Annotated in this window: 20 protein-coding genes, 1 tRNA gene and 1 other RNA gene; 16 read left to right on the top strand and 6 right to left on the bottom strand. The window is 68.4% G+C overall.

Going from position 1 to position 19,129, the window contains the following annotated elements:
* The first annotated feature begins 4 nt into the window (after positions 1 to 4).
* The gene (locus tag LVY72_RS15845) at positions 5 to 1,345 is read left to right on the top strand and encodes an MFS transporter (RefSeq protein ID WP_237822612.1); all 1,341 of its coding nucleotides are present in this window, start codon (positions 5 to 7) and stop codon (positions 1,343 to 1,345) included.
* Positions 1,346 to 1,382: 37 nt separating this feature from the next.
* Entirely contained in the window at positions 1,383 to 1,751 is a 369-nt protein-coding gene (locus LVY72_RS15840; protein ID WP_237822611.1) for an NIPSNAP family protein, read from the top strand.
* 69 nt (positions 1,752 to 1,820) lie between these two features.
* Here the strand turns inward: LVY72_RS15840 and LVY72_RS15835 are convergent, their stop codons facing one another.
* From LVY72_RS15835 to LVY72_RS15825, 3 genes are read right to left on the bottom strand one after another with little or no spacing between them, the layout of a single operon-like run.
* On the bottom strand, positions 1,821 to 2,390 hold the full coding sequence (locus LVY72_RS15835; RefSeq protein ID WP_237822609.1) for an antibiotic biosynthesis monooxygenase: 570 nt from the start codon (positions 2,388 to 2,390) through the stop codon (positions 1,821 to 1,823).
* Between the two features lie 54 nt (positions 2,391 to 2,444).
* Positions 2,445 to 3,152 carry a LytR C-terminal domain-containing protein gene (locus tag LVY72_RS15830; RefSeq protein ID WP_237822607.1) on the bottom strand — a complete coding sequence of 236 codons (708 nt, stop codon included), beginning with the start codon at positions 3,150 to 3,152 and terminating at the stop codon, positions 2,445 to 2,447.
* Complete coding sequence (locus tag LVY72_RS15825; protein WP_237822605.1) at positions 3,145 to 3,444, bottom strand: type II toxin-antitoxin system VapB family antitoxin; 300 nt, start codon at positions 3,442 to 3,444, stop codon at positions 3,145 to 3,147. The genes LVY72_RS15830 and LVY72_RS15825 overlap by 8 nt, the downstream gene beginning before the upstream one ends.
* Positions 3,445 to 3,599: 155 nt before the next feature.
* On the opposite strand from LVY72_RS15825, the gene LVY72_RS15820 reads away from it, so the two are divergent.
* The 4 genes from LVY72_RS15820 to LVY72_RS15805 all read left to right on the top strand — a co-directional run bounded on the left by LVY72_RS15820 (position 3,600) and on the right by LVY72_RS15805 (position 8,673).
* On the top strand, positions 3,600 to 4,538 hold the full coding sequence (locus LVY72_RS15820; RefSeq protein WP_237822603.1) for a Cof-type HAD-IIB family hydrolase: 939 nt from the start codon (positions 3,600 to 3,602) through the stop codon (positions 4,536 to 4,538).
* A gap of 43 nt (positions 4,539 to 4,581) precedes the next feature.
* Positions 4,582 to 5,610 (top strand): isopenicillin N synthase family dioxygenase, encoded by a 1,029-nt coding sequence (locus LVY72_RS15815; protein ID WP_237822601.1) that lies wholly within the window; start codon positions 4,582 to 4,584, stop codon positions 5,608 to 5,610.
* An 895-nt stretch (positions 5,611 to 6,505) separates the two neighbouring features.
* Positions 6,506 to 7,723 carry an InlB B-repeat-containing protein gene (locus tag LVY72_RS15810; protein ID WP_237822599.1) on the top strand — a complete coding sequence of 406 codons (1,218 nt, stop codon included), beginning with the start codon at positions 6,506 to 6,508 and terminating at the stop codon, positions 7,721 to 7,723.
* A gap of 50 nt (positions 7,724 to 7,773) precedes the next feature.
* Complete coding sequence (locus LVY72_RS15805) at positions 7,774 to 8,673, top strand: oxygenase MpaB family protein (RefSeq protein ID WP_237822597.1); 900 nt, start codon at positions 7,774 to 7,776, stop codon at positions 8,671 to 8,673.
* Positions 8,674 to 8,733: 60 nt separating this feature from the next.
* On the opposite strand, the gene LVY72_RS15800 is transcribed toward LVY72_RS15805, so the two are convergent.
* Positions 8,734 to 8,822 (bottom strand) — tRNA-Ser (locus tag LVY72_RS15800).
* Positions 8,823 to 8,979: 157 nt separating this feature from the next.
* Here LVY72_RS15800 and LVY72_RS15795 point away from each other — a divergent pair.
* From LVY72_RS15795 to LVY72_RS15775, 5 genes are all read left to right on the top strand, one after another.
* Positions 8,980 to 10,080, top strand: coding sequence for a YihY/virulence factor BrkB family protein (locus LVY72_RS15795; protein ID WP_237822595.1), 1,101 nt, complete (start codon positions 8,980 to 8,982; stop codon positions 10,078 to 10,080).
* Positions 10,081 to 10,126: 46 nt separating this feature from the next.
* On the top strand, positions 10,127 to 10,978 hold the full coding sequence (locus LVY72_RS15790; RefSeq protein WP_237822594.1) for a hypothetical protein: 852 nt from the start codon (positions 10,127 to 10,129) through the stop codon (positions 10,976 to 10,978).
* Positions 10,975 to 11,418 (top strand): phage holin family protein, encoded by a 444-nt coding sequence (locus LVY72_RS15785; RefSeq protein WP_237822592.1) that lies wholly within the window; start codon positions 10,975 to 10,977, stop codon positions 11,416 to 11,418. Before LVY72_RS15790 ends, LVY72_RS15785 begins: the two co-directional genes overlap by 4 nt.
* Positions 11,415 to 12,011 (top strand): DUF3618 domain-containing protein, encoded by a 597-nt coding sequence (locus tag LVY72_RS15780; RefSeq protein WP_237822590.1) that lies wholly within the window; start codon positions 11,415 to 11,417, stop codon positions 12,009 to 12,011. The genes LVY72_RS15785 and LVY72_RS15780 overlap by 4 nt, the downstream gene beginning before the upstream one ends.
* 101 nt (positions 12,012 to 12,112) lie before the next feature.
* Entirely contained in the window at positions 12,113 to 12,502 is a 390-nt protein-coding gene (locus tag LVY72_RS15775; RefSeq protein ID WP_372463718.1) for a hypothetical protein, read from the top strand.
* On the opposite strand, the gene LVY72_RS15770 is transcribed toward LVY72_RS15775, so the two are convergent.
* Positions 12,474 to 13,271, bottom strand: coding sequence for an SDR family oxidoreductase (locus tag LVY72_RS15770; protein WP_237822588.1), 798 nt, complete (start codon positions 13,269 to 13,271; stop codon positions 12,474 to 12,476). The genes LVY72_RS15775 and LVY72_RS15770 overlap by 29 nt on opposite strands.
* Positions 13,272 to 13,421: 150 nt before the next feature.
* Here LVY72_RS15770 and LVY72_RS15765 point away from each other — a divergent pair, with 150 nt between their 5' ends.
* From LVY72_RS15765 to recR, 4 genes are all read left to right on the top strand, one after another.
* Entirely contained in the window at positions 13,422 to 13,649 is a 228-nt protein-coding gene (locus LVY72_RS15765) for a hypothetical protein (RefSeq protein WP_237822586.1), read from the top strand.
* 7 nt (positions 13,650 to 13,656) lie between these two features.
* An RNA gene (ffs, locus tag LVY72_RS15760) (signal recognition particle sRNA small type) lies at positions 13,657 to 13,752 on the top strand.
* A gap of 74 nt (positions 13,753 to 13,826) precedes the next feature.
* Positions 13,827 to 16,538 carry a DNA polymerase III subunit gamma and tau gene (locus tag LVY72_RS15755; protein ID WP_237822584.1) on the top strand — a complete coding sequence of 904 codons (2,712 nt, stop codon included), beginning with the start codon at positions 13,827 to 13,829 and terminating at the stop codon, positions 16,536 to 16,538.
* A gap of 22 nt (positions 16,539 to 16,560) precedes the next feature.
* Positions 16,561 to 17,157: a recombination mediator RecR gene (gene recR / locus LVY72_RS15750; protein ID WP_237822582.1), complete on the top strand. Its 597-nt coding sequence runs from the start codon at positions 16,561 to 16,563 to the stop codon at positions 17,155 to 17,157.
* 23 nt (positions 17,158 to 17,180) lie between these two features.
* On the opposite strand, the gene LVY72_RS15745 is transcribed toward recR, so the two are convergent.
* On the bottom strand, positions 17,181 to 17,480 hold the full coding sequence (locus LVY72_RS15745) for an Rv3202a family protein (RefSeq protein WP_237822580.1): 300 nt from the start codon (positions 17,478 to 17,480) through the stop codon (positions 17,181 to 17,183).
* Between the two features lie 296 nt (positions 17,481 to 17,776).
* Here LVY72_RS15745 and LVY72_RS15740 point away from each other — a divergent pair, with 296 nt between their 5' ends.
* Complete coding sequence (locus LVY72_RS15740) at positions 17,777 to 19,063, top strand: aspartate kinase (RefSeq protein ID WP_237822578.1); 1,287 nt, start codon at positions 17,777 to 17,779, stop codon at positions 19,061 to 19,063.
* Positions 19,064 to 19,129 lie beyond the last annotated feature (66 nt).

Raw genomic sequence — 19,129 nt, 5'->3', positions numbered from 1 at the left:
CTCAGTGCAACAACACCTCAGTGCGCCACCGGCCGACAGCCAGCTCAAGGCCCGCGCGACCGCAACTCCGGAAGCCCGCCGCGCCCTGGCCAGCGGAACCCTGGGCTCGGCCCTGGAATGGTTCGACTTCGCCATCTACGGCGCACTGTCGGCCACCGTGTTCCCCCAGCTTTTCTTCCACCAGCTGGACCCGGCGGTCGGGATCCTGGCCTCCTTCGCGACCTTCGGCGTCGGCTTCTTCGCCCGGCCGCTCGGCGGCATGATCTTCGGCCACCTCGGCGACCGGTTCGGCCGGCGCCGGATCCTGCTGGTCACCTTCATCACCATGGGGCTGGCCTCGCTGGTGATCGGCCTGCTGCCCTCCTACGCCGCGATCGGCCTGGCCGCTCCGCTCATCCTCGTCCTGATGCGCTTCATCCAGGGCTTCGCCCTCGGCGGGGAGGCCACCGGCGCGCAGCTGATGACCATGGAGCACGCCCCGCAGGACCGCCGGGCCTTCTACGGCGCGCTCATGGCCATGGGCTCGCCGCTGAGCCAGGTGCTGGCCAACCTCTCCCTGGTGCTGCTCTCGATGTCCCTGGACGAGGACGCCTTCCTGCAGTGGGGCTGGCGGCTGCCGTTCCTGCTGAGCATCCTGCTGGTCGTGGTGGGCATCTACATCCGCTTCAAGGTCGAAGAGACCCCGCTGTTCCAGCAGCAGGTCGAGGACTCCGAGGAACCGCAGGTCAGCCCGCTGAGCGTGCTGAAGTCACACGGCCTGACGATCGCCCGGCTGATCCTGGCGTTCGCGCCCATCGTGGTCACCTTCTACGTGGTCTCGGTCTTCGGCATCAGCTACCTGACCAAGAACGCCGGCTTCGACCAGAGCCAGACCTTCGCCATCGTCATGGTGGCAAACCTGCTGTCCGTGGGAGCCATCGCGTGGGGCGGCCGCGTCGCCGACGTCATCGGCCGGCGCAAGGTGCTCCTGATCGGCGGCGGGTTCTGCCTGGCCGCCGGGCTGGTCTTCTTCCCGGTGGTCGACCTGCACAACTTCCCGCTGACCCTGGCAATCGTCAGCATCGCACTGTGCGGTGCCCAGTTCGGCAATGCCGGCCAGGCCGCCCTGTACGCCGAAGCCTTCCCGACCAAGCTGCGCTACACCGGCTCGGCGCTGGCCCTGACCGGGGCCAACCTGATCTTCGCCGCCCCGGCCCCGCTCCTGGCCTCCTGGCTCATGGGGCTGGGCAGCGGAACCGCGCCGGTCACCATCACCTGGGTCGTGATCATCGCCGCCGCTCTGGTGAACCTGTACCTGATGCGCGACGGCAAGACCCTCGAAGGCACGCCGCAGCACTTCCGCTGAGCCGCCACCCCCACCGACTCCACGAAAGGCACCTAGCATGATTGTCGAAGAGCGCACCTACGTCCTGCACACCGGCGCCGACCTGAACGAATACCTCGAGGCGTATGAAACCATCGGACTGCCGGCCCAGAAGCCGATCCTCGGCGGCTTCATCGGCTACTTCATCACCGAGATCGGCACACTCAACCAGCTGACCCACCTGTGGGGCTACGCCGATCTGGAGGACCGCCGCATCCGCCGCGAGAAGCTGGCCGCGGACCCCGAGTGGCAGCGGTGCCTGAAAATCATCCGGCCGATGATCAAGACGATGGAGAACAAGGTCATGTATCCGGCGTCGTTCTCCCCGATCCGCACGCTGCCGATCTCGGTGGACGACGGCGATACCGCGTTTGCGGCTGCCCGCTGACGCGGCCGGACACATTGCTGAGCGCACCGGTGCCTTCGGGCCCCGGTGCGCTCAGCGCCCTCCGGAACCTTAGGTGGTCCGCCGCGGCGCCTGCAGCCACGACTTGAGCAGCCGGGTGGTGACCGGCAGGAAGATGTAGGTCATCAGCGGCGTCAGCAGGCAGGTGACCAGCAGGACCTGGAACACCAGCGGCCAGCCGCCGATCAGCGGCCGGAGCCGGAAGTTGGCCAGCAGGCTCAGCGGCAGGAACGGCAGGAAGATGCTGACGGCCTGCTTCCACCGCGGCGGAACCACCGTCTGGGGAACCGCGAGGTTCAGGTCGCCCGGCTGGGAGAACCACCCCTCGATGCCGGTGCGCCGCTCCACCCGGGTGATCTCCATGAGTTCTGCCGCACTTTCGATCCACCAGCGCCGCTCCCCCGACTCCTCCCACCGGCGCAGCGATTCGGCGTCGGCGAATCGATAGAGCATGTGCCACTCGTTTGAATCCGGACCGGTGCGCACCCAGCCCGAGCCCAGGTAGCCGGGCCATTCGCGGGCCAGCTCCTGGCCGGCCTGCGCCCAGGCGGTGGCCTGCCGTCCGTAGCCGGGCAGGACGGTGCGGGCGATCGAGACGGTCACGGGCTGCTGGTCGGACACCGTCTCAATCTAACCCTCGCCGTCTCCGCCCAGCCACGACGGATTCGTCACGGGCTACTTCGTCGCGTTCGCCGACGGCGTCGTGCCCTGCTGCTCGAGCCGCGGACAGCTGAGCGTGCCGGCCTTCTTATTGACCTTCTTGGCCGGCACCAGGTTCTTGTACTGCGAGCCGAGGATCACGTCCACACTACTGTCGGTGCGCTCGTCAGCCACATATTCCGTGCCGGCAATATTCCGCTGCAGGTTCATGGCGTTCGCTTCACCCTTGGGACCGGAGACGATGATGGCGCTTAGCCCGTAGTAGTTGATCCGTTTGCTGTCGACCACCCCGATCTTGTAGCCGCGCTTGGCCAGTGCCTCGGAGGTCTGGCGGGCCAGACCGCCCTGGGTCGTGCTGTTGTAGACATTGGTCACGAAGGAATGGTTGGCCGGATACTTATAGGTGTCCGGCGGGCAGGTGATCCGAGCCTCGGGCCGGGGCTCCCAACCGGGGACCTGCAGGTCCCCGCGGGACACCGCAAAGGCCACCAGGACGGCGGCGCCCAGCAGGGCCACCAAAAGCGTCAGGACCACCCCATGCAGGATCCGCCGGCGGAGGTACCGCTCGGAGGGCTCCACGCCGTCGTCCTCGAAGACCTCGTCCAGATCATCCTCGGTGATGATCCGGCGGCCCTGCAGGTGGTACTCATCGTCCGGAGCATCCTCCGGGTCCCGCTCCGGATTCGGATTCGCGTTCGGCGGGATCGTGCCAGATTCAGTCATCTATCACCAACACCCTCGCATGCATTAGGGCCCGCTGGTGCAGTGCGGTGCGCACCGCCCGGTGCAGTCCGTCCTCAAGGTACATGTTGCCGCGCCACTGCACCACATGGGGGAACAGATCACCGAAGAAAGTGGAATCCTCGGCCAGCAGTGCCCCCAGATCCAGGGTGCTTTTAGTTGTGATCAGCTCATCCAGCCGCACCTGGCGCGGTGGCACGGACGCCCAGTCCCTGGGGCTCACACAGCCATGTTCCGGGTACGGACGGGAATCGCCTACAGCTTTGAAGATCACGTCCCCAGCCTAGTTTCCCCGGACAGCCAATTGAATAAGTTTCGCCGCGCCCCTCCGCGGTCGTGGCCAAAAGGTTACGCGCCCCGCGCCCGGACACGGGGCCGGTTTCCGCGGATGGGTCCGCCCGCCGTCGTCGATCCGGCAGATAATGAGGTATGACGTTCCCAGCAGTCGCTCCCGCCAAGCATGTACGGCCCGCCCAGCCGCCGATCGGCCTGCTGCTGGACGTGGACGGTCCCATCGCCAGCCCGGTCACCCGCTCGGTCCCGCCGGAAATCCTCGAGGCGCTGCTGCAGCTGGCCTCGCACGGCTGGCCCGTGGTCTTCAACACCGGCCGTTCCGACACCTTCATCCGCGAGCAGATCATGCAGCCGCTGATGGAGGCCGGCATTCCGGAGCACGTCCGCTTCCATGCCGTCTGCGAGAAGGGCGCCGTCTGGTTCAGCTTCGGCTCCGCCGGGCCGGGGACGCTGCATGTGGACCACGAGCTCTCCGTTCCCCAGGACTATGCCTCCGAGGTCCGCGTCCTGGTCCAGCAGAACTACTCCAGCCACATGTTCTTCGACGAGACCAAGCGCGCCATGGTGTCCGTGGAGCAGGTCATTGAGGTCAGCAACCAGGAATACCGCCGCGTGCAGCAGGATTTCGACGCCGAGGCGCTGGCCCTGATGGGCCGGTTCAACCTGGGCGCCAGCCGGCTGGACCGGCACGTGCCCAACAGCGACGACCGGGTGGACTACCGGCTGGACCCCACCATCATTTCCACCGACATCGAGTCCGTGCAGCTGGGCAAGGACCTGGGCGCCGAGCGGGCATTGGAACTGCTGGCCGCGGACGGGGTGGTCCCCCACGCCTGGCGGACCCTCGGGGACTCGCGGACCGACTACGCCATGGCGGACTGGCTGCACCACCACGGCCACGCCGTCGTGCATGTTGACGTGCGGCCGGAGGACGGAGTGCCGCTGAAACCCTACCCGGTGCTCACCGCCGCGCACATGGGCCTGCCGCGCGCCATCCACGAAGTAGCCGGCGCCGCCTTCCTGCGCGCCTGGGCCGCCATCGCCGGCACCCTGGAACCAAGCCATATAGCGTAACAGCGGCGGGCCTGATCGCCCGCCCCGGTGCTAGTGTGCCAGCATGCCGAATACCTCCGGATCAATCCCCATCATTGACCTCAGCACCGCCCGGAATTCGGACGGGTCGTTCAACTCGGATTTCATCGAGCAGCTGCGCGATGCCGCCCACCGGGTCGGCTTCTTCCAGATCGTCGGCTACGGCGCCGCCGAAGGCCAGCCCGCGGAACTGTTCGATGTGATCAAGCGCTTCTTCGACCTGCCGCTCGAGGACCGTCTCGCCCTGGACAACCGCAACTCGCCCCACTTCCGCGGCTACACCCGGATGGGCACCGAAATGACGGCCGGCCGGGCCGACGCCCGCGAGCAGCTGGACTACTCCCCCGAGAGCGAACCGGTCGGGGACTACCCGGCGGACGAGCCGTACTGGCTGCTGCGCGGCCCCAACCAGTGGCCGGACACCGCCCTGCCGGAGCTGAAGGACAAGGCCATGGCATGGGCCGAGCTCATGTCCAAGGTCGGCGCCGAGCTGCTCTCCGCCATCGGCGTGGGCCTGGGCCTGCCCGAGGACTACTTCGACGAGCCCTTCCGCGGCACCCCGCACTGGATGGGCAAGCTGGTCCACTACGTCGGCGGCGTCGTCGAGGAAGCCGGCGACCAGGGCGTGGGCTCCCACGCGGACTACGGCTTCGTCACCCTGCTGCTGCAGGACATGGTCGGCGGCCTGGAGGTCCTGCCTCCGGGCAGCACCGAGTGGCTGGAAGTCGAGCCGATCGAGGGCGCCCTGGTGGTGAACCTGGGCGAAATGCTCGAGGTCGCCACCGAGGGCTACATCGCCGCGACTATCCACCGCGTCACCGCACCGCCGCCGGGCGTGGACCGCTACTCCGTGCCGTTCTTCTGGTCCCCGCGCCTGGACGCCGTGATCGACCCGGTCCCCCTGTCGGCCGAACTCAAGGCCCAGGCCCGCGGCCTCTCTGACGACCCGAACAACCCGATGCTCTCCAGCTTCGGCAAGAACATGCTCAAGGGCCGGCTGCGCGCGCACCCGGACGTGACAGAGAAGTACTACCCGGACCTGGTGGTCCAGTAACCCCTGACGACGGCGGGTGACCGCCGGAGCTCTACTGGGCAGCCTGCCCGTGGAGATCCGGCCACCCGCCGTCGTTTTTGTTTAATGCCAAGGACAGGGGCTTAGCGGCGCAGGGGGCAGGTCCCGGCCTTCCATCTATTTCCTGGACGCTGCCATCCGCTGCCCGGACATGGAATGGACTTTTTCGTGCACGGTCCGGACTTTCTTCAGCCGGATTTCCTAGATTTTCCGGGCGTTGCGGCGCCCACCGGCCGGAAAGAACCACCGCACGCTGCGACGAATTTGGCAAGCATCCGGCGCCTTTGTCCCCATTTCGATCCAGTTATTTCACCGGCTGGTAACCCGCCTGCCACGAAAGCTTTAACTGAGCGCCCTTAGGCTGCCCCTGATAGGAAGTTCTGCTCTAAGCCACGTTCATTCCTCGGGGGAAACATTGAAAATTGCACATGTAATGGGGGCTGCGCTCCTCGCGCCCGCGCTGTCGCTCGGTTCGTTGACTGCACTCGGCACCGTTGCCCACGCAGCCGGACCGGCTCCGGCAAACATGGCCATCCAGCCGCTGACGGATGCTTGCCAGATCTTTGACACGGATGTTGTACCAGTTGCGCCTACATTCGATCCTCCCGGAATGCCCGGGTACATCGCACTCCCCATCGTGAACAATGCGTCGTATTTCGTCGTCGATCAGTCGGGGGCTAAAGCTGCTGTTCCACCTGGCCTGCATCCGACAGCTAGCCTTAATGGCACGAAGATCATTATTGAACCTGCACCTGGGCATTACTTTAGCTGCGGAATGTTCACGGAATGGCGCCTTCAGGGGGACTCATCGCTGATCGCGATCCCGCCCGCGTGGCCTACGTTTAGTCCGCTTGACGGAACCTACAGCATCAAATCCATGCCTGGAATGGTGGAATACTTCGTTAACGGCTCAGCAAGAGCTTCCGGCACATACAGCGCCAACGGCCAGAAAATCAACATCGTTGCGAAATCCCTGCCCGGTTTCGTCCTGTCGAAGGCAGCCACCTGGTCCTTCGACTTCTCCCCGGCCATCACCATGGTCACCGCCGCCGCGCCGAGCTTCAACAAGTCTTCAGGCACCGTCACCGTGCCCGAGGTCCCCGGCGTCCGCTACTCGGTCAACGGCCTCGACAAGGCCACGGGCAGCTACGGCGGCTACCAGGCCAATGTGACAGTCACCGCCACTGCCCTCGCGGGTTATGCTCTGTCCGGCCCGACCACCTGGGTTTTCGACTTCACCCCGGCCATCGCCATGGTCACCGCCGCCGCACCGGGCTTCAACAAATCCGCGGGCACCGTCACCGTGCCGGACGTCCCCGGCGTCCGTTACTCGGTCAACGGCGTGGACAAGGGCGCGGGCAGCCATAGTGGCCACCGCACCAAGGTGACGGTCACCGCCACGGCGCACGCTGGCTATGCGCTGTCCGGACCGGCCAGCTGGACCTTCGATTTCACTCCGGCAGCCGTCAAGACCACCCCGGCGGCGCCGTCGTTCAGCCGGTCGGCCGACCGGTACACGATTCCGGCCAAGGCCGGCGTACAGTACTACGCCAACGGCAAGCCGGTGAAGGCCGGCAGCTACAGCGGAAACCGGGCCAAGGTTACGGTCACCGCCAAGGCAGCAGCCGGCTACGTCCTGTCCGGCACCACGGCGTGGAGTTTCGACTTCGCGCCGGTCCGGGTGGTCCCGGCGGCGGTGACGTTCGGCAAGAAGTCCGGCACCTACACCATTCCGGGCACCGCCGGGGTCCGCTACTACGTCGGCGGCAAGCAGGCGAAGGCGGGCACCTACCCGGCAAACCGCAGGCTCGTGACCGTTAGCGCGAAGGCCCTGGCCGGCTACAGGCTGTCGGGCACCGCCGCGTGGAAGTACGACTTCCGGACGAAGACGACGGCGGCCAAACCGTCCTTCAACGGCACGAAAAACAGCTACACCATTCCCCGGAAATCCGGGGTGAAGTACTACGTCAACGGCAGGTACAAGCCCGCCGGGACCTACCAGGCTGGCAACGGGCGGAAGCTGACCTTCACCGCCAAGGCATCCTCGCCGTCGCACCGGCTTTCCGGCACCTCCGCCTGGACCTACCGGTTCTAGCCGGCCGGGCGGGGTACCGACGGGCTCGGCGGAGCGGTATTAATAATGCCGTGGGAGTCGTAGCAGGCTGGCGGGACGAGCTTCGCTGGACCTTTACCGGCACGGACCGGCCGCCGCAGTGGCCGCAGGACTTCGCCGACGGCACGGACGGCGGCTACTTCGGTCCGGACTCGGCGGTCTGGGCGGTGCACGGATCGATGACCACCCTCGTGGCCGGCATCCGGGCACTGCTGGTGCAGTCCCTGCATCCAGGGGCGCTGGCGGGCGTCCACGACTTTTCGGCCTACAGAGACGACGCGCTGGGGAGGCTGGCCCGCACGATCCGTTGGATCTTCACCGTCACCTATGGGGACACGGCCGCCGCCCGGGCCGGCTGCGACCGCGTGCTGAGGATGCATGAGCGTGTCCGGGGCGGCTATACGGACGCCCACGGCGCACCGCGCACCTACAGCGCCAACGATCCGGACCTGCTGCGCTGGGTGCATCTGGCCTTCACCGACGCGTTCCTAGCCGCCGAGTGCGCCTACGGCGGGCCGATCCCGGGCGGGCCGGACCGTTATGTGGCCGAGTGGGCGGTGGCGGCCGGGCTGATGGGCGTGCCGGATCCTCCCCGCGATGCGGCGCAGCTGAAGCGGCAGCTGGCCGGTTTCGACGGCGAATTGGCCGCCGGTGAGCGGGTGGCCGAGGTGGTCGCGCTGCTGAAGTCCCCGCCGCTGCCGGCCTCCCAGCGGCTGGGCTACCGCATCCTCTTCGCCGGTGCGGTCGCCACGCTGGAGCCGAAGTACCGGCGGCTGCTCGGCCTGGACGTGCCCGCGCTGGGCCCGGTTCCGCTGCCGGTGCGCACGGCCACGCGCGTGGTGCTGGCCGTCGTCCGCCTCGGCCTGGGCCGGATGGGTCCCAGCGAGGCCGCGGCCCGGCGGCGCCGCCGCAGGCTGGGGCTGGACGGTTAGAGGTGCGGGACAAAAGACAAGCGGCCCCGCCCGGTACCGGGCGGGGCCGCTTGTGCAATGTGGCGGAGGATGGGGGATTTGAACCCCCGAGGGCTGTTAACCCAACACGCGTTCCAGGCGTGCGCCATAGGCCGCTAGGCGAATCCTCCAGTTGTTCACTCTTCGCGAGCGGATACCAGAATACCGAAGTTTTGCCGATCTGCCGAATCGGGCGACCTTGCCGCCCGACCCGGTTGTTGGTAAGCATGCTTAGTGTTAGCGTGAAACCGGATCTACTGATGCGGCTCCCCCACCGAGGAGACAGGCATGGCAACCCAAAAAAGTACCGACAAAGTCCGGACGGCTCCGGCCCCGGACAGCCCGTACAAGCCCGCTTCCCCAACCGACCTGAAGAAGCCTTCCTGGATGTACATCTTCCGGAAGGCCCGGCGGGAATTTTCCTCCGACCAGTGCACGGACCTGGCGGCCGCGCTGACCTACTACATGGTGCTGTCCCTGTTCCCCGGGCTGCTCGCCCTGGTATCCCTGCTGGGGCTCTTCGGGCAGAGCGAAGAGGGCACCGCCGCCATGCTGGCTCTGGTCAACCAGCTCGCTCCGGGTGACGCGGCCAAGGCGCTGGAGCAGCCGATCCAGCAGTTCTCCGCCCCCGGCACGGCCAGCCTGGCTCTTGTCGTCGGTATTGTCGGCGCCCTCTGGTCGGCTTCCGGCTACGTGGGGGCTTTCGGCCGCGCGATGAACCGCATCTACGAGGTGGACGAGGGCCGGCCGTTCTGGAAGCTGCGTCCGATGATGATACTGCTGACCGTCATCCTGGTGGTGCTGGCGGCGCTGATGCTGGTCCTGCTGGTGGTCTCCGGCCCGATCGCCGCGGCCATCGGCGGGCTGATCGGCATGGGCCAGGCGGCGGTGACCGCCTGGAATATCGTCAAGTGGCCGGTGCTGATCCTGGCCGCCGTGGTGTCGATCGCCCTGCTGTACTACGCCACCCCGAATGTGAAGCAGCCCAAGTTCCGCTGGATCAGCATGGGCGCCTTCATCGCCCTGCTCGTGCTGGCGGTCGCCACCGCGGGCTTCGGCTTCTACGTGGCCAACTTCGGCCACTACAACCGGACCTACGGGGCCATCGGCGGCGTCATTGTGATGCTGCTGTGGCTGTGGCTGGCGAACCTGTCCCTGCTCTTCGGCGCCGAGTTCGACGCCGAAACCGAGCGCGGCCGCGAACTGCAGGCCGGCATCCGGGCCGAAGAGACCCTGCAGCTGCCGCCCCGGGACACCCACCGCAGCGAGAAACAGCAGCAGCAGGCCCGGGACGACGTCGCGCGCGGCCGCCTGCTGCGCGTGCAGTCCGGCAACACCCGCTGGACGGAGGACGACGTCGAGGGGCGGCAGCCCGCCAACCCACACTGACCTGGCCACGACACGGCCCAACGGATTCCAGAAATAAGGAGCTGAGATGAGCATAAATCCGAACACCGGCAACTACGACGAGGATCTGCCTCCCCGCACCGGCATGCCGGAGGCTCCCTTCGGAGAGACAGTCTTGGGCGAGACGACGGTTCCCCCGGTCAGGCCGGCGGAACCGGTGGCGACCACGCCTTCAACCACTCCGCCCGCCGCAGGCACGGCCACGGAGGAGGCCAAGGAAGTAGGCCGCGAAGGCGTTGCCGCCGGCCAGCACGTGGCCGAGGCCGCCAAGGAAGAAGCCGGCAACGTGGCCCGGGAGGCCAAGTACCAGGCCACGAACCTCATGTCCCAGCTCAGCGACGACCTCAGCGGCCAGGCCAGCACCCAGCAGCAGCGGGCCGCCTCCAAGCTGCGTTCCCTGAGCGACGAGCTGACCTCGATGGCCAACGGCCAGCCGCAGTCCGGCACCGCCCTGAACCTGGTGAACCAGGCGGCGGAGCGGTTCAGCGGCATCGCCGCCTGGCTGGAGAAGCGGGAACCGGGTGACCTGCTGGACGAGATCAAATCCTTTGCCCGGCGCCGGCCCGGCGCCTTCCTGGCCCTTGCTGCCGGAGCGGGCCTGCTGGCCGGGCGGCTGACCCGCGGCATGGCCGCCGAGGCTGGAGGAACCCCGGGACGGCGGCCGGCGAATACCGGCACGGTCCCGCCGCCGCCCTCCCACGTCCCCGAAAGCGGCGACACCTACCGCACCGCGGGCGCGGACACCTACGCGACGACGCCGGGCGCCGGCACCTACCCCGCGGACAGCGGAGCGGCCCAGCCCCCGGTCCCTCCGGCCGGCACCGAGCCGGCCACGGACCTGCCGCCCCGGGCCCCGGGCGAAGGAGGTGAACGCTGGTGACCCAGCCCTCCCCTTCCGAGTTCCCGCAGACGCCGCCCACCCGGGCCGAGGCCAAGGCCGAGACCAGTTCGCTGGGTGACCTTCTGGCACAGGTCAGCAGCGACATTTCCGTGCTGATGCGCCAGGAAGTGGAGCTGGCCAAGGCCGAACTCAAGGAGTCCACCAGCCGCGCCGGCAAGGGCGTGGGCCTGCTCGCCGGCGCCGGGGTGGCCGGGCATTTTGTCCTGCTGTTCCTGTCGGTGGCCCTGTGGTGGGGCCTCGGCCTGCTCCTGGGCGGAGGATGGTCGGCCGTGATCGTGGCGGTCATCTGGGCCATCATCGCCGCCATCCTTTACGCCTCCGGCAAGAAGGAAATGAAGACCGTCCGCGGCATGCCGCGCACCGTGGAAACGGTCAAGGAGATTCCCGAAACCCTGAAGCCAAGTGAGGAAACACGATGAGCCAGACACCCGAAGAGATCCGCGCCGACATCGAAGCGACCCGCGGCCGGCTGGGCAGCGACGTGGACGCCGTAGCCGATAAGGTCACCCCGTCCAGGATCATGCATCGGCAGACGGACAAGGTGAAGACCAAGTTCGAGCAGGCCAAGGAGCGCGTCATGGGCTCGGCGCAGGAGACCGGGCATTCGCTCCAGTCCACCGCGCACGACGTCGGCGACACCGTCGGCGAGGTTCCCCACCGGATCGCCCGCCGGACCAGCGGCAACCCGATCGCCGCCGGACTGATCGCCTTCGGCGTTGGCTGGCTGGTTTCCACGCTGGTGCCGCCCACCGAGGCCGAACAGCAGGCCGCCGCGGCCCTGAAGGCAAAGGCGCAGCCGCTGGTCGAGGAGGTCAAGGAGTCCGCCCGGCAGATCGGCGAGGACATGAAGGAGCCGGCACGCCAGGCCGCCGAGGAAGTCAAGGCAAGCGCCCAGGACGCCACGGACCGGGTCAAGGCCGAGGGCAGCATGGCGGCCGAAGACGTGAAGTTGCGCGCCGAAGAGGCCCGGACCAACGTCCAGCAGCAACAGCCGCCTAACTCAACCTACTGATCCCGCAGCAGCCTGCGGACCTCACCTCGGCCCGGGCAGCAAGCCTGAGACGACGCTGCCCGGGCCTCCTGCTTCCGCTCAACAACCGCGAACTGGCCGAGGTGACCTGGGAACAGCGCGAGATGGAAGCCGAGCCGAGGTTCCCGGACAGCCAGGCGCTGCCGGACTTCAGCTACGCGGACTACGGGCGGCTGCTGGGTCTGGACGGGATGAGCGTGGAGGAACCCGGAGAGCTGGGCGAGGCCTGGGAATGGGCGCTGGCCGCGGACCGGCCCTTCGTCCTCGAGGCCGTCACCGACCCGGACATTCCGCTGCTGCCGCCGTTTCCGGCGGGCGCGGAAAAGGCCGGGTCGATGCGGCGGGGCTCGACGCCGAAGGCCCTGCGGGCGGGCACGCGCGCGAGCTGCTGGAGCGGTACGTTGCGCTGGAAGAAGAGCTGGAGGCGGAGCTGCAGGACTAGCCCTACACGTCGCGCCAATCCTGCTCTTTGAGATGCGAGCCGGCCTGCGGGCCCATCTGGAGCATGCCACCGTCCACCGTCCAGGACGCTCCGGTCACATAGCCGGCCTCGGCCGAGGCCAGGAAGGCAATCACCGCTGCCACTTCGCGGGCGTCGCCGGGCCGGCCCAGCGGCACGCCGGGACGCTGCGTGCCGCGCGGATCCTGGTCCGTCTGCCCAGTCATCGGCGTGGCGATCTCGCCGGGGGCCACCGAATTGGCCGTGATGCCGTACCGGCCCAGCTCCAGCGCCATCGTCTTGATCAGCCCGCCGAGCCCGTGCTTGGCCGCATCGTAGGCGGCGGAGCCCACCCGCGGCTGGTGCTCGTGGACGCTGGTGACGGCGATGATCCGCCCGCCCACGCCGGCGGCGACCATCCGACGGGCCGCCCGCTGGAGGCACACGAACGCGCCGTCGAGGTCCGTGGCCAGGGTGGTGCGCCAGCGCTGGTAGTCCAGGTCCAGGAACTTGACCTGCTCGCCGGTGCCTGCGTTGTTGACGAACACGTCGAGCCCGCCTAGGGCGTCGGCCAGCTCGTCGACCACGTCGGCGCAGCCGGGCAGGTCGGTGAGGTCCAGCCGGGCCACCTGCGCCCTCCGGCCGTGCGAGCGGACCTCGGCGGCGGTCTGCTCCGCGCCGGCCGCATCCGTGTGCCAGGTGATGCCGATATCCAGGCCGGCGCGGGCGAGGGCCACGGCTGCAGCACGGCCGATCCCGGAGTCCGATCCGGTGACAATCGCGGTCCTGGGTGTGAAGGCCATGCCAGCATCCTGCGCGCCGCATCCGGGCTCTGCAAGGGCCCGGACCGGCACCCGGCCCTTGCTAAGCATTCTTATTGTTATGCCTAGTCGGCAGGCTTATTCTTGCGGTGAGATTTAGCCGGTGAAAGTTCCTTTGGAAGGGGATCCCCGGTGGACGAACGCCTTATCAGGGTCCGCAGCGCTGCCGCAGACAAGGAATGGCAGGAGTTCCAGCTGGATAATGCTGACGCGGACCTGCGTGATGCGGTGCGCGAAGCGCTGGCGGCCGGCATCCAGGCCGAGGACCTGGCCGCCGCCGCGGAACTGACCCTCGAGCAGATCAGGGCGATCGGCCGGAACGATCGGCCGGATTCGGAAGCCGCCGGGAACATCGGGTAAGCTAGTGGGCGGCCCCTCATGTGGTGTCATCCTGTGAACTCCCCCAGGACCGGAAGGTAGCAAGGGTAAGCGGGCTCTGGCAGGTGCATGAGGGGTCTTTTACGTGCATCCCCGTCCGTTCCCCGGTCTGTGCGTGCCGGGTGCGGACCCTAGGCCTCAACGGATAGTGTTTTCATCGTGAGTACAGCCCTTTACCGCCGTTACCGGCCGGATACCTTCGCGGACGTTATCGGGCAGGAACACGTCACCGACCCCCTGATGGCCGCGCTGCAGAAGAACCGCGTGAACCACGCCTACCTCTTCTCCGGTCCGCGCGGCTGTGGCAAGACCACCTCGGCCCGCATCCTGGCCCGCTGCCTGAACTGCGCCAAGGGCCCGACGCCGACCCCGTGCGGCGAGTGCGACTCCTGCGTGGAGCTGGGCCGCGGCGGCCCGGGCAGCCTGGATGTGATCGAGATCGACGCCGCCAGCCACGGCGGCGTCGACGACGCCCGCGACCTGCGTGAGCGCGCCACCTTCGCCCCGGTCCGGGACCGCTACAAGGTCTTCATCATCGACGAGGCCCACATGGTCACCTCGGCCGGTTTCAACGCGCTGCTGAAGATCGTGGAGGAGCCACCGGAACACATCAAGTTCATCTTCGCCACCACGGAGCCGGACAAGGTCATCGGCACCATCCGCTCCCGCACCCACCACTATCCGTTCCGGCTGGTGCCGCCGGAGCCGCTGCTGAAGTACCTGGAGCAGCTGTGCGGGCAGGAGCAGGTGGCAGTGGCCCCCGGCGTGCTCTCGCTGGTGATCCGGGCCGGCGGCGGTTCGGTGCGCGACTCGCTTTCCGTGCTGGACCAGCTGATGGCCGGCGCCGGGGCCGCGGGCCTGGACTACGAACTGGCCGTCTCGCTGCTGGGCTACACGCATGCCTCACTGCTGGACGACGTGGTGGAGGCGATCGCCGCCGCCGACGCACCCACGGTGTTCAGCGCCGTGGACCGGGTGATCCAGACCGGCCACGACCCCCGGCGCTTCGTGGAGGACCTGCTGGAGCGCTTCCGCGACCTGATCATCGTCAAGGCGATGCCCGAGAGTGCGCACGCCATCCTGCGCGGCGTCCCGGAGGACCAGATCATCCGGATGCAGACCCAGGCCAACCAGCTCGGCTCGGCCGAGCTCTCCCGCGCCGCGGACATCACCAACCAGGCCCTGACCGAGATGACCGGCGCCACCTCGCCCCGGCTGCATCTGGAACTGCTCTGTGCCCGGATCCTGCTGCCGGCAGCGGAACAGGCCGAACGCGGCATCGCGGCGCGGGTGGACCGGATCGAACGCCGGCTCAGCTACGGCGGCGCCCCCGTGGCCGACGCCGTTCCCGCCGCATCTCCCACAGCCTCGACCCCTGCCGCGCCGGAGGCCCCGGCCACACAGGAGTCCCCGGCCAGCAGCCCCGACCGCGTGACCGCGCCCCGGGTGACCACCGCCGACTGGCCGCGCGAAGACGCCCTGCCCGGCGCCAGCGGTGCGCCCGCCGCGTCCCCCCGTCCGGCGGCATCCGGTCCGGCCGAGCCCGCAGCAGCCCGGGCCGCGGCTTCCGGCGACGGCGTCCCCGCCGGCAACACCGCAGACTGGGGCGGCGGCTGGGGCGTTTCCGCGCCGCCCCGCCCGGAGCCGGCCCGCCCCGCGGCAGCCCAGCAGCCCACACCGCAGCAGGCACCCGCCCAGCGACCGGCCGCGCAGCAGCCTGCCGCGCAGCGACCGGCCGCCCAGCAGGCACCGGCCCAGCAGCAGCGGCCCGCACCCCAGCCTGCGCAGCAGCCAGCACCGCAGCATCCGCAGGCCGCGCAGCCGGCTGCCGCCACCGGCCAGATCGAAATGATCCGCCGGGCCTGGCCGGAGATCCTCGAGGAGCTTGGCAGCATCCGCAAGGTGACCTGGATGAACGTCAGCACCAACGCGACGCCGGCCGGCTTCGACGGCACGGTCCTGGCCCTGGGCTTCAAGAACCAGGGTTCGGCCACGAACTTCGAGCGCGGCGACCACGCCGAGAACCTGCGCCGGGCGATCCACAAGGTGCTCGGCATCGACTGCCAGATCCGCACCGTCGACGGCTCCTCCGCGGCAGCGGGTGAGTCCGGCCCAAAAGCACCAACTAGCCGGCCGGAGCCGGCAAGGGCCCCGGCGGCGGAACCCGGGGTAGCCGAACGCACCGTTCCGGCACCGAGGCCGGCCTCCCCGCCGGAAGCACCCGCGCCGGCCCCCGCGGCCTGGGGTCCTGCCGTGTCCAACACGCCCCAGCCGGCCCCTGCCGCCTGGGGTCCGGCCGATCCGGAGAAGCCGGTCTTCGCCCATCTGGCCGCGCCGTCACCGGCCGGGCAGGTCTGGGGCCCCGCCCCGGAAGCTGCCGGACCGGCCCCCGCCGCTCCGGTGGCCACGCCGCCGGCGGCACCGGCAACTCAAGCGCCAGCGGCAACCCCGGCACCTGCCGCCGCCGTAGCGGCGCCGCCTGTCCAGGCCGCGCCGCCCGTGCCGTCGTCGTCGCCCGCCAAGGCACCCCAGCCTGCCGGCCCGCGGCCGGCCTCGCCCTACGAGGACATCCCGTACTCGGACGAGGAACCGGCCGACGAATGGGAGACCCCCCCGGATCCCGGCAGCGGACGGACCGTGAGCCGCTACCAGCAGCTGCTCAACCAGGCCAAGGCTGCCGAAGCCCGGCAGGCCCCGGCGGCCCCCGCCGTGCGGGACGCGTCCGGACGTGGCCTAAACTTGAGCTACGACGAGGACATTCCCAGCGATGACGATGAGTCGATCGAGGACTCGATTCTGGTGGGACGTGCCGCCATCGAACGCATTCTGGGCGGGCGCCTGATCGAGGAACGCAGCCTCGATGCGTCCTAACCGGTCAGGAGATTGAGGTTCAGTGTACGAAGGCGCCGTCCAGGAGCTGATTGACGAGCTCGGCCGCCTGCCCGGCATCGGCCCCAAGTCCGCCCAGCGCATCGCGTTCCACATCCTGGAAGCGGACCCCGAGGACATGAAGCGGCTGGTGGACGCGGTGGTCCATGTCAAGGAGCGGGTCAAGTTCTGCAGCATCTGCGGAAATATTTCCGAGCAGGAAACCTGCAGCATCTGCCGCGATCCGCGCCGGGACCCGACCGCCATCTGCGTGGTGGAGGAGTCCAAGGACGTCGTCGCGATCGAACGCACCCGGTCCTTCCGCGGCCGCTACCACGTGCTCGGCGGGGCGATCAACCCGATTGCCGGCATCGGCCCGGAACAGCTGCGCATCCGGGAGCTGCTCAATCGGCTCTCCGACGGGCAGATCCAGGAAATCATCATCGCCACGGACCCCAACCTCGAGGGCGAGGCCACCGCCACCTACCTGGCCAGGATGCTCAAGACCATCGGGATCACGGTCAGCCGGCTGGCCTCGGGCCTGCCGGTGGGCGGGGACCTGGAATACGCGGACGAAATCACCCTCGGCCGGGCCTTCGAGGGCCGCCGGAACCTCACCTAGGCGCCGTTCCGGCCCTGCGCGCCTCAGCCGGCCGAGCCGTACGGGTAGTCCTCATCGTCGGCGCCGGGAATTCCCGTCGCCTGTTCGATCCGGTCCGCTTCGGATCCCTCCTCCGGCTGCCCGGACGGCGGTATCCCGCGGCCCGCCGGGGGTGTTTCCGGCAGCCGCTGCTCCATCCGGTCCGCTTCGGATCCCTCAAGCGGGCCCGGCGTCTCGGCGTCCAGCATGCCGTCCTCGTCCGGCGACACCGGCAACTGCTGCTCAAACCTGTCCGCATCCTGCACGTCCGGCAAAACCGTTGGCTCCTCGGCTGGATTGGTCATGTGCCCCTCCCGGTCTGGCAGATGGATCCCCCAAGACTCCTTAACCATAAGCAGGCTGACCACATTCTTCTACCCGGCACCTCCACCCAGCCCCGGCGGCCGGCATCCCGCCGTCACAACGGCGCCGCCGATTCGGAGGCGCCATGGTCACGGGCTAAACTCTTCTTGTCGGCCGCGCCGGATGCCGTGGCCCCCGCAAACCTTTGTCCGGCCCCTACCGGCGCCCGCACGGCATGACTGGAGCCCCAGCAATGCCGGATGGCCCAAGCCAGGAGATGTTGAAAGAACGTGGACGCATGAGCTTGATAGTGCAGAAATTTGGCGGTTCCTCCGTTTCGGACGCCGAAGGCATCAAGCGCGTGGCCAAACGCGTGGCCCGGACGCAGGCGGCCGGCAACGAGGTCGTCGTCGTCGTCTCCGCCATGGGTGACACCACGGACGAACTGCTGGACCTCGCCGGGCAGATCACCGCCAGCGCCCCGGCCCGCGAAATGGACATGCTGCTCAGTTCCGGCGAGCGCATCTCGATGTCGCTGCTGGCCATGGCGATCAACGAGGAAGGCGCCACGGCCCAGTCCTTCACCGGCAGCCAGGCCGGCATGATCACCGACGCCATCCACGGCAAGGCGCGCATCATCGATGTCTCCCCGCACCGCATCAAGACCTGTATCGAGCGCGGGGATATCGCCATCGTGGCCGGCTTCCAAGGCATGACCCAGGACAGCAACGACGTCACCACGCTGGGCCGCGGCGGCTCGGATACCACGGCCGTGGCCCTGGCCGCGGCACTCGATGCCGACGTCTGCGAGATCTACACGGACGTGGACGGGGTATTTACTGCCGACCCCCGGGTGGTTCCCAGCGCCCAAAAGATTGACAGGATCTCCAGCGAGGAGATGCTGGAATTGGCAGCTTCCGGTGCCAAGATCCTGCACCTGCGGTGCGTGGAGTACGCGCGCCGGTTCGGAGTACCGCTGCACGTGCGCTCCTCCTTCAGCACCAACGAGGGAACGTGGGTCCTGCCCAGCCCCGACGACAAGATCAAGATTCAAGAGGGAGAACCCTTGGAACAGCCCATCATCTCCGGCGTTGCCCACGACCGTTCCGAGGCCAAGGTCACCATCCTCGGCGTGCCCGACATTCCGGGCAAGGCGGCGGAAATCTTCGGCATCGTCGCCGGTGCGCACTCGAATATCGACATGATCGTCCAGAACGTGTCCACCAAGGGTTCGGGCAAGACGGATATCTCCTTCACCTTGCCGATCGTGGAAGGCCGGGACGCCATCGAGGCCCTGAAGGCCGCCCAGGAGCAGGTGGGCTTCGAGAACATCGACTATGACGACCAGATTGGCAAGCTGTCCCTGATCGGCGCCGGCATGCGCTCGAACCCGGGCGTGTCCTACAAGTTCTTCCAGGCGCTGCACGACGCCGGTGTGAACGTGGACATGATCTCCACCTCGGAGATCCGCATCTCGATCGTGACCCACGCAGACCTGCTGGACAAGGCCGTCCGAGCCGTGCATGCGGCCTTCGACCTCGACGGCGAAAGCAACGCCACCATCTACGGCGGCACCGGCCGCTGACGGCCGGCCAGGCGCCTTAAAACAACGACGGCGGTGTCCGGCTTCGCGCCGGCACCGCCGTTTTGC

Origin of the sequence: Arthrobacter hankyongi, from assembly GCF_022012395.1 — a bacterium.
GTDB lineage: Bacteria > Actinomycetota > Actinomycetes > Actinomycetales > Micrococcaceae > Crystallibacter > Crystallibacter hankyongi.
This window is presented reverse-complemented; position numbering and strand designations above follow the sequence as displayed.

Excerpts from the sequence above, each read along its gene's own strand:
- LVY72_RS15745 (WP_237822580.1), bottom strand. The coding sequence starts at position 17,480 with ATGACCAATCCAGCCGAGGAGCCAACGGTTTTGCCGGACGTGCAGGAT.
- LVY72_RS15780 (WP_237822590.1), top strand. The coding sequence starts at position 11,415 with ATGAGCCAGACACCCGAAGAGATCCGCGCCGACATCGAAGCGACCCGC.
- LVY72_RS15820 (WP_237822603.1), top strand. The coding sequence starts at position 3,600 with ATGACGTTCCCAGCAGTCGCTCCCGCCAAGCATGTACGGCCCGCCCAG.
- LVY72_RS15795 (WP_237822595.1), top strand. The coding sequence starts at position 8,980 with ATGGCAACCCAAAAAAGTACCGACAAAGTCCGGACGGCTCCGGCCCCG.
- LVY72_RS15840 (WP_237822611.1), top strand. The coding sequence starts at position 1,383 with ATGATTGTCGAAGAGCGCACCTACGTCCTGCACACCGGCGCCGACCTG.
- LVY72_RS15790 (WP_237822594.1), top strand. The coding sequence starts at position 10,127 with ATGAGCATAAATCCGAACACCGGCAACTACGACGAGGATCTGCCTCCC.
- LVY72_RS15830 (WP_237822607.1), bottom strand. The coding sequence starts at position 3,152 with ATGACTGAATCTGGCACGATCCCGCCGAACGCGAATCCGAATCCGGAG.
- LVY72_RS15810 (WP_237822599.1), top strand. The coding sequence starts at position 6,506 with ATGCCTGGAATGGTGGAATACTTCGTTAACGGCTCAGCAAGAGCTTCC.
- LVY72_RS15740 (WP_237822578.1), top strand. The coding sequence starts at position 17,777 with ATGAGCTTGATAGTGCAGAAATTTGGCGGTTCCTCCGTTTCGGACGCC.
- LVY72_RS15770 (WP_237822588.1), bottom strand. The coding sequence starts at position 13,271 with ATGGCCTTCACACCCAGGACCGCGATTGTCACCGGATCGGACTCCGGG.
- LVY72_RS15815 (WP_237822601.1), top strand. The coding sequence starts at position 4,582 with ATGCCGAATACCTCCGGATCAATCCCCATCATTGACCTCAGCACCGCC.